We start from the raw sequence: 17040 nt of genomic DNA, 5'->3' as shown, positions 1-17040 counted from the left end.
CAGATGGCGGAAAGACAACCCGTCAGAGTGTCAATCGGATCAATAGAAAGCCCTCTTCATCCGAGCCAACTATATGTGGTTCGAATTCTGCAATTTCTGCCAGATGTTGACGGGCGGCCTGACCGGTTCTTAGGGTTGTTTGACACGCGTTCATGGGCGCGAACCTAAACGGGTGTGGGGTCTGTTCCAGCGGGTCGGGTGGCAATTGTCCTGACAGGTAATCCTGTAGCAATCGCTGAATGGACAAAACCGGCAGGGTGATGCGATCGACATGATCGACAAAGGGGAAAAGCCCCCCGCCGATAGCCCGGTAATTGTTCAACGCAACAACAAAGCGCTGATCGTTCATCAACGGGCGACCGTCATGGCGGATGTCCTGAACCCGCCGATGGCCCGGGTCGATTAATCCTCCGTCAGCGCCAAAACGTGGCGGCTGGGACAGGTCGATTTGATAGGTCAGCCCTTGCAGAACATCGAAGTTGTGCCCGGCCCGGTTCGGATCGACCAGAGCGGTTTGATGATCCGGTGAAAGCTGATTGAAAACCCCAACGGACATGTCCAGCCAGTCCTGGATCTGTTCGCCTGTAACCACCACGGCCTGCAGCTCGTTAGGGAAAACATACAGGTCATTCACGTGGCGCAGGCAGATTTCACCGGGTGGTACATTGGTAAAAAACCTAGGGCCCGCACGGCCGCCGAATTTGGAAGGAGAGACCGCCGACAGGACGGGCAAATCTCTGAACTGCGTGTCTACAAGATAGGGGCGCAAACCAGCCGCCTGTGCCGCCGCAACCAAAGAAAGCCCGCGATCCTGGGCGCAAAAGCTGAAGAAACTGTGCAAATGCCTGTCAGAGCGGCCCACGGGTTCTGCCGCGCGTTTGCGGGTCTCGGCATGGCTGTTGGCGAAAATACCAAGCAAACGCGGGTCTTCGACAACCGGGTCTGGCGATCCCTTGGAATGTGCGGGGCACACGGGCCGCAGTTCTGCCCGCCGGTCCCGCACGGACCATCCGCCCGCTTCTGTCGCACCAAGTTTCAGATCGATCAGCCCAAGATAGGACCCAGCCGATCCCGGCATGACCACCGGTTTTCCATGCACCAGACCCCGGGCAGCATCGACATGTTCAATCCCGTCATGCGCGGCACCGGGCAGCGTCAGATGGGAATGCCCAGCGATCAGCGCGTCAATGCCGTCAATGGCCGCCAGAGGAATAATGGCATTTTCCAAACCGGGTGTCGCGTCCGCGGATCCCAATCCGGTATGGGCAAGGGCAAGGATCAGATCACAGCCCTGCGTTTGCAGGGCCTGCACCTTATCCCGCGCGCAAGTCAGGATATCGTCCATGACAACCTTGTCTCGCAAGTGGTGCGCTTCCCATTTGGCAGTCTGCGATGGGAGAACCGAAAAAACGCCGATTTTAAGCGGAATCTTCTGGTCCTGAACCTGTGCCGTACGGTGCAAGATCACATGATCCTGCCAGACCGAGGCCATATCTGTACGGTGTGCATTGCTGCAGATCACCGGACAAGGAGCGTCCGCCAGAACCCGATCCAGCACATCCAGGCCAAATCCGAAATCGTGATTGCCCAGCCCAATCGCGTCATACCCCAGATCGCCGAACGCCTGCATCAGGATATGCGGCGCTTTTGCTGGTCCCATGGCCCAATCGCCGATCGGCGTCCCTTGCAGCGAGTCTCCGTTGTCGAACAGCAGCACCAGATCACCCTCGGCCTCGTGCCGGGCGGCGCGGATCAGGCTGGCCGTACGTGTGAACCCGATCGTCGGTTCCGGGGCATCGGTATAATAATCGAAGCCATTCAGGTTCATATGTAAATCGGATGTCGCAAGAATACGTAGTTTCAAGACGGCGTGCAACAGAGGAGGGGAACGTGTCAAATTTCTACTACTGGCAGTTATTCCTTAATCATTTTCAACAAAAGGTATAATGAATGCAACTTGTAAGGCGCACATGCGGTGATATTGCGCCAAAAGATCCCGGGGCGTGAATTGCCATTGCAACACAGGTGCAGCCATGGCAGCCCTGTGCCGACGACCCGAAGGATAATCTATGAAACACGCAGAACTTGTGACGTTTGGGGGCTCGGGGTTGGATCGGGCGGCACATATGCGGGGCGACGCCGATCAGATGGCGCAGGCGCGGGCGCATCCTCGGGCGGCATGTCTTCTGTTCTGGCGCGGCAAACCGCTGGTGCAGGGAGAGGCGCTGGATCAATTGGGCCTCATACCCATGACGCACGGGTTGGTCGAAAACGGGCCAGGCGGCCAAGTGGAGCAACCCATCTTTCTGGGCCTGTCGGACGGGGCACCGGTCTTCGCCCTCGATATCTCGGACTGGACGGCCGAGGGGTTGGACTTGTCCGATGTCGGGGCCTTTCTTGACCGGTCAGAACAACAGCACCCGGATCTGCCCCAGGGCCATGTGTTTGCCGAATTGCGTCGGATTATGACCCGCCTGTCCGCCCGTGACGCCGAATTGGCTGCAGCCGCCAAAGCCGTGATCGGCTGGCATGAGACGCATCGGTTTTGCGCCCGGTGCGGCGCGGCCAGCGACCTTGTGCAGGCCGGGTGGCAGCGCAGTTGCCCGTCTTGCGGCGGTCAGCATTTCCCGCGCACCGACCCGGTGGTGATCATGTTGATCACATATGGCGATTCGGTGCTGATGGGGCGGTCTCCGGGCTGGCCCGAGGGGATGTATTCGCTGCTGGCCGGATTTGTTGAGCCCGGCGAGACGCTTGAGGCCGCGGTCCGGCGCGAAGTCATGGAAGAGGCCGGTGTGCCTGTTGGGGCGGTCAGCTATCTGTCCAGCCAGCCCTGGCCCTTTCCGGCCTCGCTGATGTTCGGTTGTGCCGGTGAGGCGCTGGCGCGTGAAATCACCATAGACCCGGTCGAAATCGAAGACGCGATCTGGGTCACCAAGTCCGAGATGATGCAGGCCTTTGCTGGCGAACACCCGACGATACTGCCAGCCCGAAAAGGGGCCATCGCACATTTTCTGCTGCAAAACTGGCTTGCGGATACGCTTGACTGACAAAATACTGGGCCAAAAGGTAAGAGACCAAGAACCACTATGCAGTTTTCAGCGCGCGAAGATATCGAAGCCCCCGTAAATGCGGTGTTCGAGATGGTTGCCGACTTTGAACGGTTTGAACGCATGGCGATGAGACGTGGGATTGAGGTACGGCGTATATCGGGCCATATGGGCGTTGTACCCGGTACCAGTTGGCAAACCGAATTCCGTCTGCGCGGCAAACCGCGTCACGTTGATATTCAAATGGCCGAGTGTGAGCCCCCGTCACACATGCGATTTGAGGCTTCGAGCAAAGGCATGAACGGATTCACGCTGATCGAATTTCTGGCCCTGTCGCAGCGCAGAACGCGGCTGAGTGTGGATATGACGCTTGCGGCCAAATCCTTGCCTGCGCGGCTTTTGCTGCAATCCTTCCGGCTGGGGCAAACCCGGTTTCGGCGGCGTTTCCAGCTGCGTCTGAAAGAATTTGCCAGAGAAATTGAAGAGCGGCACCTGCATGGGACCTAGTTCAACCGGACATTGGCATGGATAAGCTGATCATTCGCGACGCCACCACAAACGATGTCGAAGGCATTTCTGCTATATTGCAGGATCTTGCGGTTGCAGAGAAACGCAGAAAGGACAGCGATGCGAGGTTTGCTCTGGCGCATTACACCGCGCATCCCGATCAGCTGTGTTGTAACTTGGCTTTGGATGCACAGGGTCAGGTCTTGGGGTTTCAAGCGGTGAAACACACGATCGAGGGCAATCCTTACGGCGCCCCCGAAGGCTGAGGTGTGATCGGGACACATATACGCCCATCCGCTGCCCGCCGCGGCGTGGGGCGCGCTTTGTTTCACCCGACGCTGAGGGCTGTGCAGGCCTCAGGAACTACGGTAATAGACGCGACGATTTCCTCCCGGAATGACGAAGGTTTGGCCTATTACAGCGCAATGGGGTTTGTCGATTACCGGCAAGGTACCGGCACCGTGTCCAAACGATACACGGCGGCCTGATCTATCCGCGCGGTTGCGCTGCCGGATAGACACCCAGAATTTCCACATTGGTGGTGAAATGCTGCAGCTCATCCATGGCCAGCTGCACGTTCCGGTCGTCCGGGTGACCGACGATGTCCGCATAAAACAGGGTCGCAGTAAACGAGCCATCGACCATGTAGCTTTCCAGCTTGGTCATGTTGATCCCATTGGTCGCGAACCCGCCCATCGCCTTGTACAGCGCCGCCGGAATGTTGCGCACCTGAAACACAAAGCTGGTGATCATGCCGTGATCACCGCGCCGTGACATGTCTGTTTGCCGTGACATCACCAGAAACCGGGTCGTGTTGTTGTCGCGGTCCTCGATATGGCGCGCCAGCACGTTGAGGCCATAGATTTCCCCGGCCAGTTCGCTGGCCAGCGCCGCCGAATGCAAATCGCCCTGTTCCGAAACCTCGCGCGCGGCGCGGGCGTTGTCGGGGCTCACCCGACCCCGGATGTTGTGTTCCTTCAGAAAACCCGCGCATTGCGGCAGCAATACCAGATGCGAATGCGCCTCGGTCACGTCGGACAACGTTGCACCTGGGACTGCCAGCAGGTTGATATGCACGCGGACAAAAGCTTCGTCGATGATATGCAGCCCACTATGGGGCAGAAGGCGATGAATATCAGCGACCCGGCCATAGGTGGTGTTTTCGACCGGCAGCATGGCCAGATCAGCGTCACCGGCCCGAACCGATTCGATAACATCCTCGAACGTGCGGCAGGGCAGGGCCTCCATATCGGGGCGGGCATTGCGGCAGGCCTCGTGGCTATAGGCGCCGGGTTCACCCTGAAATGCGATACGTTTGGTCATTTGGTCGATTCCGTGCAACAAGTTCTTGAATTGGGCGTTTAGTCGCGGTGTCTATACCTTGCCTCTTGCAAGGGGAAGCCTTAGACACCCCGCAGACAGCTGAAATGGACACGCGATCAATGTTCGACACGATGACAGTTACCAAGGCCGCGGCAGGCCTGTTTGGCACCTTCCTGGTGCTGCTTCTCGCCAAATGGGGCGCCGAAATGCTTTACCACGCCGACGGGCATGGTGAGACAGCTTCCTACATCATCGAGACCGAAAGCGCCGGTGAAAGCGCTGACGGTGAAGAGGTGGTGTTTGAGGAAATGCTGGCCGCCGCCGATCCGGAAAAGGGCGCCAGAGTGTTCCGCAAGTGTACCGCGTGCCACAAGCTGGAAGATGGCGCAAACGGCACTGGACCCTACTTGTTTGGCGTCGTCGACCGCCCGGTTGCGTCGGCCAAAGGCTTCACCGGCTATTCGGCCTCAATGCAGGCCCATGGCGGCAACTGGACACCCGAAGCCCTGGATGCGTTCATAACGCGCCCAAGCGCATATATTTCGGGCACTTCCATGAGCTTTGCAGGCCTGAAAAAGCCACAGGACCGTGCAGACCTGATTGCTTACCTGCAGACCATCGGCAACTGATCCTGCGACCTGCAACGATGAGTTTCAAAGCCGCTGCCCTGTGCAGCGGCTTTATTTTTTTGTCTAAGAAGAACTTCACAAAGCGTTCACGCATTCTAAACTTGAAACTGACAGTGCTGGCCTTTTAGCAAGGTTTAGGCGCATTAAGACGTCCAATAGGGTTGTAGGAGAGGCGAGCATGACAAAGATTCGCAACAGATCGACGCAGACCACTACCATAAAACGGCGGACTGCCTTGCAGCTGTTGGGCGGGAGTGCGGTGGCCGCGATGACGCCGGGTATCAATGGGGTGTTTGCCGCAGGTGAGGGCAGCGAAAAAATCATCAAGGCGCACGGATATTCTTACTTTGGTGATCTTAAATACCCCCCGGATTTCAAGCATTTTGACTATGTGAATCCAGATGCGCCGATTGGCGGCGAGATTTCGGTTTCAACCCGCGGCACGTTTGATGGCATGAATCGCTTTAACTGGCAGGGCAAAGCCGGTCGCTATTCCGGGTTGATCGCAGAAAGCATGTTTGGAGACAGTCCGTTCGGGTCAGCCTCACCGGCGGATTCCATTACCGAGGCCTATGGTCTGCTCGCTGAAGCCGTAGAGTACCCAAGCACCAAGGAATGGTGCATCTTTTACATGCGGCCCGAGGCCCGGTTCGCCGACGGCACGCCTTTGACGGCACATGACGCGGCGTTCACTCATGACCTTTTCCTGGAGCAGGGTATTCGCAGTTATGCGCGTGCAGTTAAGCAGCGCATCGAAGGGTATGAGATCATTGATGACCATACGATCAAATTCAATTTTGTCGACGGGATTTCACGGCGGTCTCTGATCTCGCAAGTCGGCGGAACGCCTGTGTTTTCAAAAGCCTGGTATGAAGAAACAGGCGAGCGGTTGGACAAGCAAAGCCTGCTGACACCGATGGGCAGCGGTCCATATGTGGTCGATGATTTTGAACTGAACCGGTACATCCTTTATCGGCGTAATCCGGACTACTGGGGCTGGAAATTGCCCATCAATGTCGGTCGGCACAATTTCGAAACCGTGCGGGTCGAGTATTTCGCAGATGACGCTGCAGAATTTGAGGCGTTCAAAGCTGGCGTTTATAATTTCCGGGCCGAAGGCAGTACAAAGAAATGGGCGACCGGCTATGATTTTCCGGCGGTCGACAAGGGGTACGTAAAGCGCGAGAGCATTCCCGTCATGACGCCGCCCTCGCCCACGGGCTTCATCTTCAACATGCAGCGCGCGCCTTTTGACAATATCAAAGTGCGCGAGGCGCTTGGGCTGGCTTTCAATTTTGAATGGACGTCCGAGTCGCTGCAATATGGCCTAACGGAACAGCGCCATTCCTTTGCAGAGAACTCCGAAGTCGCGGCTGATGGGCTACCCACCGGTGCTGAAAAAGCCTTCCTGGAATCGTTGGGCGATCTTGTTCCCGCAGAGATATTCTCTGAAGAGGCCGTGCGCGCGCACAATTCAAACGCCTCTCGCACCGTGGATCGCCGCAACAAGAGAACGGCATTGAAGCTGTTTGAAGAGGCGGGATGGTCAGTTTCTGGTGACGGGAAGTTGCGGGATTCCGATGGCAATCCGCTGAATGTTACAATCATGCTGAATGCCTCTTCGTCGGACACGGCTGAGGCCATCGTTACAACCTATGCCGGTAGCCTCGAAAGCTTTGGCGTTGGCGTGACTGTTGAAAAGGCCGATAGCGCGCAGTGGATACAGCGGTATTACGACAAAGATTTCGACATGATATTTTTCCGCAATCAAACGTTTCTGGAGGCGGGTACGGGGCTGAAGCAATCCTATGGCTCGGAAACGGCGGTTGTGTCGTCCTATAATCCTCAATCACTGCAAAGCCCGCTTGTGGATGCCATAATCGACGCGTCGCTCGAAACCAAATCGCGCGAAGAGGAAATTGCTGCGTTAAAGGCGTTGGACCGTGTCTTACGGCATATGCGCATTCAGGTTCCTACTGGATATGTGTCGGATACCTGGGTTGCCTATTACGACATGTTCGAGCACCCTGAGGTTCTTCCGCCTCTGGCCGTTGGGCAGTTTGACTTCTGGTGGTTCAATGAAGAGAAGTATCAGAAACTCAAAGCCGCAGGCGCGGTGAGGTAAAGAACTTTGGGCGCGTATATTCTTCGCCGGCTGTTGCTGGTTATTCCGACGTTGCTGGGCATCATGATCGTAAACTTCACCCTGGTGCAATTTGTTCCAGGCGGTCCGATCGAACAAATTCTTGCCCAAATGCAGGGTGAGGGAGATGTTTTTGCCGGTTTTGCAGGCGGCGAAGGTGCCCCTGCCGAAGAAACCTTTGGCTCTGATAGCGAATATATAGGCGCGCGCGGTCTGCCGAAGGAATTCATCGAAGATCTGGAGAAGGAGTTCGGGTTCGACAAACCACCGCTCGAACGGTTCCTGACGATGATGGGCAATTACATGACGCTGGATTTTGGCCAAAGTTATTTCCGGTCGATCAGCGTGATTGATCTGGTGTTGGAAAAAATGCCCGTTTCGATCTCACTGGGCCTGTGGTCCACCCTGATCGCCTATCTGGTGTCGATCCCGCTGGGCATTCGCAAGGCGATCAAGGACGGTTCGACCTTTGATACCTGGACCAGCGGGGCCATCATTGTTGCCTATGCGATTCCAGGTTTTTTGTTCGCGATCCTGTTGTTGGTGCTGTTTGCTGGCGGGTCGTACTGGCAGATCTTCCCCCTGCGCGGGCTGACGTCGGATAATTGGGACAGCCTAAGCCTGTTCGGCAAAATCGCAGATTACGCGTGGCATATCGCATTGCCGATTATTGCGCTTACGATTTCTGCCTTTGCAACGCTGACGCTACTGACCAAGAATTCGTTTCTGGACGAGATCAAAAAACAATACGTGATGACCGCACGTGCCAAAGGGCTGAGCGAAAGCAAGGTGCTGTACGGGCATGTGTTCCGCAACGCGATGCTGATCGTGATTGCGGGTTTCCCAGCCGTGTTCATCGGGGTGTTTTTTGGCGGCTCGATCATCATCGAAACCATCTTCTCGCTGGACGGTCTGGGACGTCTGGGCTTTGAGGCCGCTGTCGCTCGGGATTACCCGGTGATCTTTGGCACGCTGTTTATCTTTGGCCTGATGGGGCTGGTTGTCGGCATCATCAGTGACCTGATGTATGTGGTGGTCGACCCCCGTATCGATTTCGAAAAGCGGGAGGGGTAACATGGCACTGTCTCCCCTGAACCAGCGCCGCTGGCGCAATTTCCGGCGCAATGGTCGGGCGTTCTGGTCGTTATTGATTTTCTCGGTGCTGTTCGGCCTGTCCCTGTTTGCTGAGTTCATCGCAAACGACAAACCGATCCTGGTTAAATACCGGGGTGAGTTCTATACGCCGGTTTTCAACTTCTATGCCGAAACTGATTTTGGCGGGGACTTTCAGACCGAAGCCATCTACCGCGACCCCGAGGTGCAATGCCTGATCGACAGCGGTGGGCTTGAAGCCTGTTTCGACGACCCGGACGGCATCATTGACCAGATCCAGGCCGGCACGTTCCAGGCCGACGGGTTCGAACGTGGTTGGGCCATCTGGCCGTTGATTCCCTACTCCTACACCACCAGCGTGGATCGCCCGGGCGCGGCCCCTTTGCCGCCCAATGGTCAAAACCTGCTGGGAACAGATGACACCAAGCGTGACGTGCTGGCGCGGGTGATTTACGGCTTCCGCCTGTCGATCCTGTTTACGTTGATGGTAACCGGTGTCGCCAGCTTGATCGGTATTTTTGCCGGGGCCATTCAAGGCTTTTTTGGCGGCTGGCTGGACCTGATCTTCCAGCGGGTTATCGAGATCTGGTCGGCCACCCCGTCACTTTATGTCATCATCATCATGTTCGCCATTTTGGGGCGCAGTTTCTGGTTATTGGTCGCTCTGATGATCCTCTTCAGTTGGACAGGGCTGGTCGGCGTTGTGCGCGCCGAATTCCTGCGGGCGCGAAATCTGGAATATGTGCGCGCCGCGCGAGCGCTGGGCGTGGGGAACGGCACCATTATGTTCCGGCATATGCTACCCAACGCCATGGTGGCGACGTTGACCTTTATGCCGTTCATTGTGACGGGCACGATCGGGGGCTTGGCCTCGCTGGATTTCCTTGGCTTTGGCTTGCCTTCCTCGGCCCCATCTCTGGGTGAGCTGACCTTGCAGGCCAAGCAGAACCTGCAGGCACCCTGGCTGGCCTTCACCGCTTTTTTTACCTTTGCCATTATGCTGTCGCTGCTGGTCTTCATCTTTGAAGGTGTCCGCGATGCGTTTGATCCCAGAAAGACCTTTTCATGAGCTTGCTGGACGTACAAAACCTCAAAGTTTCGTTTCGGCAGGACGGGCAGTTGAGCGCGGCGGTCAAGGGTGTGTCCTTCACCGTGGACCGGGGCGAGACAGTTGCGCTGGTGGGTGAATCCGGCTCGGGAAAATCTGTTACTGCGTTGTCGACCGTATCCCTGCTGGGCGACAGCGCGGTGGTCGAAGGCTCGGTCCGGTATGACGGGCAGGAAATGATCGGCGCGTCTGAGGACAGTCTGATGGACGTGCGCGGCAACGATATCAGCTTTATCTTTCAAGAGCCGATGACCTCGCTGAACCCGCTTCACACGATCCAGAAGCAGATGGCCGAGTCTCTGGCCTTGCATCAGGGGCTGACGGGCGATTTAGCCTGCGACCGGATTGTCGAGCTGTTGACTAAGGTTGGTATCCGCGACCCCCGCGAGCGGCTGGACAGCTATCCGCACCAGCTGTCCGGCGGGCAGCGGCAGCGTGTCATGATCGCCATGGCGCTGGCCAACAAGCCGGACGTTCTGATCGCGGACGAGCCGACAACCGCGCTGGACGTGACCATTCAGGCACAGATTCTGGAACTGCTGGCCGACCTTCAGAAGACCGAGAATATGGGGATGTTGTTCATCACCCACGACCTGGGCATCGTGCGCCGCATTGCCGACCGGGTCTGCGTGATGAAAGATGGTGAGATCGTGGAAACCGGTGCCACGACCGAGATATTCGACAACCCTCAGCACCCTTACACACGCAAACTGCTGGCGGCAGAGCCTGCGGGCCAGCCTGATCCGGTGGCACAGGATGCGGAAGAGGTTGCGCGGACAGATCACCTGAAAGTGTGGTTCCCGATCCAGCGCGGTTTTCTAAAGCGCACCGTCGGTCACGTGAAGGCCGTCAACGACGCCACGCTCAGCGTGCGCGCGGGTGAAACGCTGGGCATCGTCGGGGAAAGCGGGTCGGGCAAGACGACCCTGGCGCTGGCAATCATGCGCCTGATCGCATCCGAGGGCAGCATCACTTTCCGCGATCAGGACGTGCGCCGCTGGTCCACGCGTGAGCTGCGGCGGCTGCGCAAGGACATGCAAATCGTCTTTCAGGACCCGTTCGGCAGCCTCAGCCCGCGGATGACCTGCCAGCAGATCATTGCCGAGGGTCTGGCGATCCACAAGGTCGATCCCCACCGTGCTCCGCGCGATTTGGTGGCCGAAGTGATGACCGAAGTTGGCTTGGACCCGGCTGCGATGGATCGGTATCCGCACGAGTTTTCAGGCGGGCAGCGTCAGCGCATCGCCATTGCGCGCGCCATGGTGCTGCGACCCAAACTGTTGGTGCTGGATGAACCCACTAGTGCGCTGGACATGACTGTGCAGGTTCAGATCGTTGACCTGCTGCGTAACCTGCAGCGCAAATACGGGTTGGCATATCTGTTCATCAGCCACGACCTCAAGGTCGTGCGTGCCATGTCGCATAACGTGATCGTCATGCGGAACGGTGACGTCATCGAGATGGGTTCGGCAGAGGCGTTATTCGAGAACGCTCAAACCGACTATACCCGTGAACTGATCGCGGCGGCGGGCTGAAAACGGCCCGCCATTGGTATTCAGGCGCTTGCCGTTTCGCGTGAGGCGGAATTTGGAACCGGACCGCGCAGTTCTTCGTAGTGATCGAACTGCAGCTTGACCCAGCCGGTGCCCCGCGTGGCGCTGGCAAGGGTGCGGTGCAGCTCGTCCTCGGCCACGGCGGGCAGTTGGGCGTTGAAAATTTCCCAGCCCGAGGCGTTCGGGTTGCCTTCAAATCCCAGAACCTGACCCTGGAGCGAACTGATGGTTGGAACCAGATCGCCCACAAAATCTGACGGCAGGTGAATTTCGGCGTTCAGGATGGGTTGCAGGACCACCGGCTTCGCCTGTGGCAGCGCCTCGCGGACCGCATTCTTGCCGGCCATGCGAAAGGCGTAATCCGAGCTGTCCACATTGTGGTGCTTGCCGTCGCTCAGCGTGACTTTGACGTCAACAACTGGAAAACCTTCAGGCCCCTGCGCCAGCGCTTCCTTGGCGCCGTGCTCGACCGAGGGGATATAATTCTTGGGCACCGACCCGCCTTTGACGATTTCCTCAAACTGGAACCCGGATCCGCGTGGCATCGGCGCGACCGAGATCACCACATCGGCAAACTGCCCTGCACCGCCGGATTGCTTGCGGTGACGATGGCGATATTCGACCGAGGTGCGAATGGTTTCGCGATAGGCGGTCTCGACATGGTCGGTGGCAATCTCGATCCCGAAATCCTCGGCCAGTTTGGCGGTGACGCGCCGCATATGTTGCGGGCCTTGCGAGCCCAGAATGGCGTGCCCAGTCAGTTCGTCCTGTTCCTGATGCAGGCCCGGGTCGATCTCAACCAGACGAGACAGCGCGTTGGACAGACGCACATCGTCGCGCTCATGCGCCGGAGACACAATTTGCCGGTAGGCCGCCGGATGAGACGCCGCCCATTCCGGCAATGGGGTCGCCACGCCGCTGTCATACAGGTTGCCGGGATTCAGGTGATCGGATTTCACAGCCAGGCCGATTTGCCCGGCAGGAAGCTCTGCAATTTGGGTCTTGGCATCCAAAGCCGTCAGGTTCCCGACCGTGTCACCGCCCAGGTTTTCATGTGCTTTGACGCCGTCCCCCAGCCCGCGCAGCACAACGATCTTGCCGATATGTTTCTTCACATCTGCAAATCCGGCGATGGCCCTGGCGTTGTCTTCCGCCTCGTCGCGACCGGCGGCGATATCAAACTCCGGTGCCTCATGCCGCAGGGCTTTCATCAACCGGGTCAGGCCGTTGCCGTGGCTGGCTGCGCCCAGACAGGCCGGGATCAGCTGATGGTGTTGCAGCACCTGCGCGGCTAGATCATAGACCTCGGCACTGGGGGGCTGTTTATCTTCAATCAACTGTTCCAGAAGGTGGTCGTCGAAATCCGATAGGGTTTCCAGCAATTCGGTACGGGCTTCCTGTTCCCGGTCTTCAACCGATTGCGGCAGTTCAATCAGGGCCGAAGGTTGCCCTTCCTGATACTTCCACGCCCGTTCCGAGATCAGATCGACCGCTCCAACAATTGTTTCCCCATCGCGGATCGGCACCTGCCGCAAGGCGATGTGTTGGGTGCAATAGGTCTGCAGGGCAGAGATGATGTCGCGGATGCGACCATTGGGGTTGTCCATGCGGTTTATGAATAAAAAGCAGGGGATGCCCGCTTCTTCGACCAGCCGCAGATAGGGCGCGCACAGGACGGCCGCGTTTGGATCGGGCGGCACGACCACGACGGCGGCGTCCGAGATTGCCATGGCCGGGCCGACATAGGCCAGATTGTCGCTGCCGCCATCCACGTCTATGGCGCACCATGGTTCGTCCAGGTAAGAAAAACCGTGCAAATGCACGGTTCCGGATACATCGAATGTGGTGGGGCGGCCATCGAGGCGACTGATGGCCTCGACCAGAGTGGTCTTGCCCGATTGGCTGGGGCCAAGGACGGTAAAAACGCGCATAGGTGCAGTCCCTCTTTCAAATTGCAGTTCAGCTGCACGAAAGGGGTTGCCCAACGCGGGTACGTCGGCGCGGATTGTCTGTTTTTAGCCTGCCTCGGACGCGGAGCGGGGTGCCGCCCGTCCTGAGAGTGTGGGGAAAACCGACCCTCGGCGTCAAGTCTTGTGCTGCTGTTGTGTCAGATCGCCGAACTGTGGCCGGCTTTGCTCAGGTCATAGGCGTCAAAACTGCGGGCGATCATCCGGGTCAGGGCACGGGCTTCGGGTGGGATGTATAGCCCTTCCTCGGTGACGCGCAGCAGGCCGTCAAAAGTGGCATTTGCTGTCTGATACATGCTGGTCAGTTCTGCCGCAGTGATGTCATGATCGCGCAGAATTTCAGCGCTGTTGATCTGGAAATCGCACATCAGCGCTTCGATCAGTCTTGAGCGCAGGATGTCCTGTCCTTTGAACAGATGTCCACGCGAGGTTGAGAACCTACCTTCGCGGATCGCTTTGGTATAGGCCGATGTCGCGGGCGCGTTCTGCGCATAGCCCTGCGGAAACCGAGAGATCGAGCTGGCGCCAACACCGATCAGAACTTCGGCCTGATCATCGGTGTACCCTTGGAAGTTCCGCTTGAGACGCCCAGCCTTCAGGGCGTGGGTCAAACCATCATCCTGCGTGGCAAAGTGGTCGATACCAATCTCGGCGTAATTGTCCCACAGAAACAGGCGACGGGCGGTGTCGAACAGGTCAAGTCGCTGTTCCGGTGTGGGAAGGGCATCTGATGGAATCAGCTGCTGTCGCTTGGCCATCCACGGCACATGGGCATACCCATACAGCGCCACGCGATCCGGAGTGAGAGACAACAGTTTCTGCACGCTTTCCGTCATCCGCGTTTTGGTCTGATGGGGCAGGCCATACAGAATATCGGCATTCAGGCTTGCAATCCCGCGGGCGCGGATCATGTCCACCGCCTTGCGCGTGGTATCATAGCTTTGGATACGCCCAATGGTTTTCTGAATCTCATCGTCGAAATCCTGAACACCGATCGAGGCGCGGTTCATGCCAGCCTCGGCCAGCGCATCCAAGCGGTCTTCGTCGATCTCGTTGGGGTCAATCTCGACCGAGAACTCAGCGTTCTGGCCCAGCGGCACCACGTCCAGAATACGTGATGCAAGATCACGCATCAGGGCAGGATTCAGCAAAGTAGGTGTGCCCCCGCCCCAGTGCAGGCGCGACATGGTTACACCTTCGGGCAGGCGCGCGGCCAACAAATCCAACTCGGCCTTGAGCACGTCCACATAGGCGATCACCGGATTGTCGGTTTGGGTGCCTTGCGTGCGACAAGCGCAGAACCAGCACAGCCTGCGGCAAAATGGAACATGGATGTACAGAGACACGGCGCTGCCGGGTTTGAGCCCGGAAATCCAGTCATCATAAAGACTTGCCCCCACGTCATTACTGAAGTGAGGCGCGGTGGGATAGCTTGTGTAACGCGGGACTTTCGCGTCAAATAGTCCAAGCTGTGCCAATTGTGGTTTCACTATCATAGCGATACCTTTATGGGACGGTCCTGAAAGGCACCTTGACAGAGATCAAGTGGAAACGTGCATGACACCAAATTTTAAGATCGACCACGCGAACTGTGCTGACTGCCCGATCCGCCATCGGGCCGTGTGCGCGCATTGCGAGGTAGATGAGCTGGAAGAGCTTGAGGGCATCAAGTATTACCGCAGCTTTGAAGCTGGCCAGACGATCATCTGGTCCGGGGATCAGATGAACTTTGTAGGCTCTGTCGTGTCCGGCATCGCGTCGCTGACCCAGACCATGGAAGATGGCCGCACACAGATGGTCGGTCTTTTACTGCCCAGCGACTTTGTCGGGCGACCGGGGCGGGATTCGGCACCCTATGATGTGCTGGCCACAACCGATCTGGTCATGTGCTGTTTTCGCAAGAAACCGTTCGAAGAGTTGATGAATAAAACGCCGCACATCGCGCACCGGCTGTTGCAGATGACCCTGGACGAACTTGACGCCGCACGGGAATGGATGCTGGTGCTGGGTCGGAAAACCGCGCGGGAAAAGATTGCTAGCCTATTGTCAATTATTGCCCGAAGGGATGCATCAGTAGGTCCGAAGACCAGCACGGAGCCAATCGTCTTTGATTTGCCCCTGACGCGTGAGGCCATGGCGGACTACCTTGGACTGACGCTTGAAACAGTCAGCCGGCAGATTTCAGCGCTGAAGAAAGACAAAGTCATTGAGCTGGAAGGCAAGCGCCACGTCACCATCCCGGATATGGGGCGCCTGATGGACGAGGCAGGCGACGATTCGGATGGCGGTTTCCTGGTCTGATCCTGTTACCGCGTGACTGGCAGGGCCTGCTGTGTTTAAGTGTGGCTGAACGACGCGAACTTCAGGAGCAACCCTATGGAATTCAGTAGTATTCTGGCGATGCTGTTCATTGGTGCAATCGCCGGATGGCTGTCGGGCAAGATCATGGAAGGCCGCGGATTTGGTCTGATCGGCAATATCATCGTTGGCATTGTGGGCGCGTTTCTTGCCGGTACGATTTTCCCTGCCTTGGGATTTGTCGTGGGCGGTGGCGTGTTCTCATCGATCCTGTTCGCGACAATTGGGGCGGTGATCCTGCTATTTCTGATCGGCTTGGTTAGAAAGTAAAAAACTGCTCCGAAGGACGGTTTGTAAGTTGTGGTTTCTTGATGATCAGTGGGCGAGGAATACTGGCACCGAGGCCTGTTCCAGCATGTTGCGCGTGGCACCGCCCAGAATGGCTTCGCGGAACCGAGAGTGACCGTACGCACCCATGACAATCATATCCGCTTCGGTATCCAGGGCATGGCGATTCAAGATGTCTGACACGCGCGTCATGGTTTTGCTCAGCACGTCGATTTCGCACTTTACTCCGTGACGTGCCAGCATTTGCGACAGCATCCCGCCGGGGTCAGAACGGTCAGGGCCGTGGCGCGGCGGGTCAATCACTACGATCCGCACCAGATCAGCCTGTAACAGGAACGGCAGCGCGCGGCGAATGGCCCGCATGGCCTCGACGCTTTCATTCCACCCGATGGTGATTGTGCGAGGGCGATCAAAGGGTGTTGCTTCGTCTGGTGTGATCAAAACCGGAGCGTGGCCATCAAACATGGCAGCCTCGACAATGGGTTCCGCCTCGGCCCCGCAATCGGGACCGTAGGGGCGCGGCAGAATGACAAGATCCGAAAATCGGGCGCGGTGGGCAATATGACGTCCGATATCGGCAATCTGGGCCACGCCGCTTTCGGCGGACCAGCGCGTTCCGGTCTTGACCAGGTAATCCTTGGCATAGGCCATGACCTCTTCGGCCTCGGCATTGGCGCGATTCAGCGTTTCCTGCAGGATCAGGGCATTTGCACCTGCGTAGTAATAGCCGGTTTGGCTGCGGTCGACACCCAGACACAGGGCTTCGGCGTGCCCGTCCTGCGCGCTTGCCAATGCTGCCATCTGTGCCAGCGCGGACTCACTCTGTTTGGTGTCCGTCAACACAGTAAGAAGAGATTTGTAAGCCATTTTGACCTCTTGCTTTCAAAACGCGTCAGACTGCGACCGGTTGGCCCAGTTGTTCAAATAGGATTGTCACAGAAATCAGGGTATTGTCTTGACACAGATCAAAGCAGCACTGGTCTCTGTCGGACAAAACAGCA

General features: G+C 57.6%; 16 protein-coding genes. 11 read left to right on the top strand and 5 right to left on the bottom strand.

Annotation, left to right across the window (positions count from 1 at the left end):
• Positions 1-22: 22 nt before the first annotated feature.
• Positions 23-1864 (bottom strand): bifunctional 2',3'-cyclic-nucleotide 2'-phosphodiesterase/3'-nucleotidase, encoded by a 1842-nt coding sequence (locus tag RUM8411_RS13980; RefSeq protein ID WP_268808358.1) that lies wholly within the window; start codon positions 1862-1864, stop codon positions 23-25.
• A 205-nt stretch (positions 1865-2069) separates the two neighbouring features.
• Between RUM8411_RS13980 and nudC the strand changes: the two genes are divergently transcribed.
• The 4 genes from nudC to RUM8411_RS23040 are packed head-to-tail and all read left to right on the top strand — an operon-like array spanning position 2070 to position 4045.
• Positions 2070-3050, top strand: a complete 981-nt coding sequence (nudC, locus tag RUM8411_RS13975) for an NAD(+) diphosphatase (protein ID WP_085823329.1) — start codon at positions 2070-2072, stop codon at positions 3048-3050.
• Between the two features lie 39 nt (positions 3051-3089).
• Positions 3090-3557, top strand: a complete 468-nt coding sequence (locus RUM8411_RS13970; protein ID WP_085823328.1) for an SRPBCC family protein — start codon at positions 3090-3092, stop codon at positions 3555-3557.
• A gap of 17 nt (positions 3558-3574) precedes the next feature.
• Positions 3575-3823 (top strand): GNAT family N-acetyltransferase, encoded by a 249-nt coding sequence (locus RUM8411_RS23045; RefSeq protein WP_234995237.1) that lies wholly within the window; start codon positions 3575-3577, stop codon positions 3821-3823.
• A 3-nt stretch (positions 3824-3826) separates the two neighbouring features.
• Complete coding sequence (locus RUM8411_RS23040; RefSeq protein ID WP_234995236.1) at positions 3827-4045, top strand: GNAT family N-acetyltransferase; 219 nt, start codon at positions 3827-3829, stop codon at positions 4043-4045.
• 1 nt (position 4046) lies between these two features.
• Here the strand turns inward: RUM8411_RS23040 and RUM8411_RS13960 are convergent, their stop codons facing one another.
• On the bottom strand, positions 4047-4880 hold the full coding sequence (locus tag RUM8411_RS13960) for a prephenate dehydratase (RefSeq protein WP_085823327.1): 834 nt from the start codon (positions 4878-4880) through the stop codon (positions 4047-4049).
• A 119-nt stretch (positions 4881-4999) separates the two neighbouring features.
• Between RUM8411_RS13960 and RUM8411_RS13955 the strand changes: the two genes are divergently transcribed.
• The 5 genes from RUM8411_RS13955 to RUM8411_RS13935 all read left to right on the top strand — a co-directional run bounded on the left by RUM8411_RS13955 (position 5000) and on the right by RUM8411_RS13935 (position 11408).
• A complete protein-coding gene (locus RUM8411_RS13955; protein WP_085823481.1) occupies positions 5000-5509 on the top strand; it encodes a c-type cytochrome in 510 nt (169 codons plus the stop codon).
• Between the two features lie 178 nt (positions 5510-5687).
• Positions 5688-7634, top strand: a complete 1947-nt coding sequence (locus tag RUM8411_RS13950) for an extracellular solute-binding protein (protein ID WP_085823326.1) — start codon at positions 5688-5690, stop codon at positions 7632-7634.
• 6 nt (positions 7635-7640) lie between these two features.
• Positions 7641-8726 (top strand): microcin C ABC transporter permease YejB, encoded by a 1086-nt coding sequence (locus tag RUM8411_RS13945; RefSeq protein WP_085823325.1) that lies wholly within the window; start codon positions 7641-7643, stop codon positions 8724-8726.
• A 1-nt stretch (position 8727) separates the two neighbouring features.
• On the top strand, positions 8728-9834 hold the full coding sequence (locus RUM8411_RS13940) for an ABC transporter permease (RefSeq protein ID WP_085823324.1): 1107 nt from the start codon (positions 8728-8730) through the stop codon (positions 9832-9834).
• A complete protein-coding gene (locus RUM8411_RS13935; RefSeq protein ID WP_085823323.1) occupies positions 9831-11408 on the top strand; it encodes an ABC transporter ATP-binding protein in 1578 nt (525 codons plus the stop codon). The genes RUM8411_RS13940 and RUM8411_RS13935 overlap by 4 nt, the downstream gene beginning before the upstream one ends.
• A 20-nt stretch (positions 11409-11428) precedes the next feature.
• Here RUM8411_RS13935 and RUM8411_RS13930 read toward each other — a convergent pair whose 3' ends face one another.
• Positions 11429-13357, bottom strand: coding sequence for an elongation factor G (locus tag RUM8411_RS13930; protein WP_085823322.1), 1929 nt, complete (start codon positions 13355-13357; stop codon positions 11429-11431).
• A gap of 176 nt (positions 13358-13533) precedes the next feature.
• Positions 13534-14889: an oxygen-independent coproporphyrinogen III oxidase gene (hemN, locus tag RUM8411_RS13925; protein WP_085823321.1), complete on the bottom strand. Its 1356-nt coding sequence runs from the start codon at positions 14887-14889 to the stop codon at positions 13534-13536.
• 61 nt (positions 14890-14950) lie between these two features.
• On the opposite strand from hemN, the gene fnrL reads away from it, so the two are divergent.
• Positions 14951-15694, top strand: a complete 744-nt coding sequence (gene fnrL, locus RUM8411_RS13920; protein ID WP_085823320.1) for a transcriptional regulator FnrL — start codon at positions 14951-14953, stop codon at positions 15692-15694.
• Between the two features lie 75 nt (positions 15695-15769).
• The gene (locus tag RUM8411_RS13915; protein WP_085823319.1) at positions 15770-16021 is read left to right on the top strand and encodes a GlsB/YeaQ/YmgE family stress response membrane protein; all 252 of its coding nucleotides are present in this window, start codon (positions 15770-15772) and stop codon (positions 16019-16021) included.
• A 45-nt stretch (positions 16022-16066) separates the two neighbouring features.
• On the opposite strand, the gene RUM8411_RS13910 is transcribed toward RUM8411_RS13915, so the two are convergent.
• Positions 16067-16906 (bottom strand): universal stress protein, encoded by an 840-nt coding sequence (locus tag RUM8411_RS13910; protein WP_085823318.1) that lies wholly within the window; start codon positions 16904-16906, stop codon positions 16067-16069.
• Positions 16907-17040 lie beyond the last annotated feature (134 nt).

This window comes from Ruegeria meonggei, from assembly GCF_900172215.1.
Taxonomy (GTDB): domain Bacteria; phylum Pseudomonadota; class Alphaproteobacteria; order Rhodobacterales; family Rhodobacteraceae; genus Ruegeria; species Ruegeria meonggei.
The sequence above is the reverse complement of the archived record's forward strand: the minus strand, read 5'-3'. Positions and strand labels throughout refer to the sequence as shown.

Bases quoted from the DNA above. Each gene is read 5' to 3' on its own strand.
- RUM8411_RS13935 (WP_085823323.1), top strand. From the start codon at position 9,831: ATGAGCTTGCTGGACGTACAAAACCTCAAAGTTTCGTTTCGGCAGGAC.
- RUM8411_RS13940 (WP_085823324.1), top strand. From the start codon at position 8,728: ATGGCACTGTCTCCCCTGAACCAGCGCCGCTGGCGCAATTTCCGGCGC.
- RUM8411_RS13950 (WP_085823326.1), top strand. From the start codon at position 5,688: ATGACAAAGATTCGCAACAGATCGACGCAGACCACTACCATAAAACGG.
- RUM8411_RS23045 (WP_234995237.1), top strand. From the start codon at position 3,575: ATGGATAAGCTGATCATTCGCGACGCCACCACAAACGATGTCGAAGGC.
- hemN (WP_085823321.1), bottom strand. From the start codon at position 14,889: ATGATAGTGAAACCACAATTGGCACAGCTTGGACTATTTGACGCGAAA.
- RUM8411_RS13960 (WP_085823327.1), bottom strand. From the start codon at position 4,880: ATGACCAAACGTATCGCATTTCAGGGTGAACCCGGCGCCTATAGCCAC.
- RUM8411_RS13915 (WP_085823319.1), top strand. From the start codon at position 15,770: ATGGAATTCAGTAGTATTCTGGCGATGCTGTTCATTGGTGCAATCGCC.
- RUM8411_RS13930 (WP_085823322.1), bottom strand. From the start codon at position 13,357: ATGCGCGTTTTTACCGTCCTTGGCCCCAGCCAATCGGGCAAGACCACT.
- fnrL (WP_085823320.1), top strand. From the start codon at position 14,951: ATGACACCAAATTTTAAGATCGACCACGCGAACTGTGCTGACTGCCCG.
- RUM8411_RS13955 (WP_085823481.1), top strand. From the start codon at position 5,000: ATGTTCGACACGATGACAGTTACCAAGGCCGCGGCAGGCCTGTTTGGC.
- nudC (WP_085823329.1), top strand. From the start codon at position 2,070: ATGAAACACGCAGAACTTGTGACGTTTGGGGGCTCGGGGTTGGATCGG.
- RUM8411_RS13970 (WP_085823328.1), top strand. From the start codon at position 3,090: ATGCAGTTTTCAGCGCGCGAAGATATCGAAGCCCCCGTAAATGCGGTG.
- RUM8411_RS13910 (WP_085823318.1), bottom strand. From the start codon at position 16,906: ATGGCTTACAAATCTCTTCTTACTGTGTTGACGGACACCAAACAGAGT.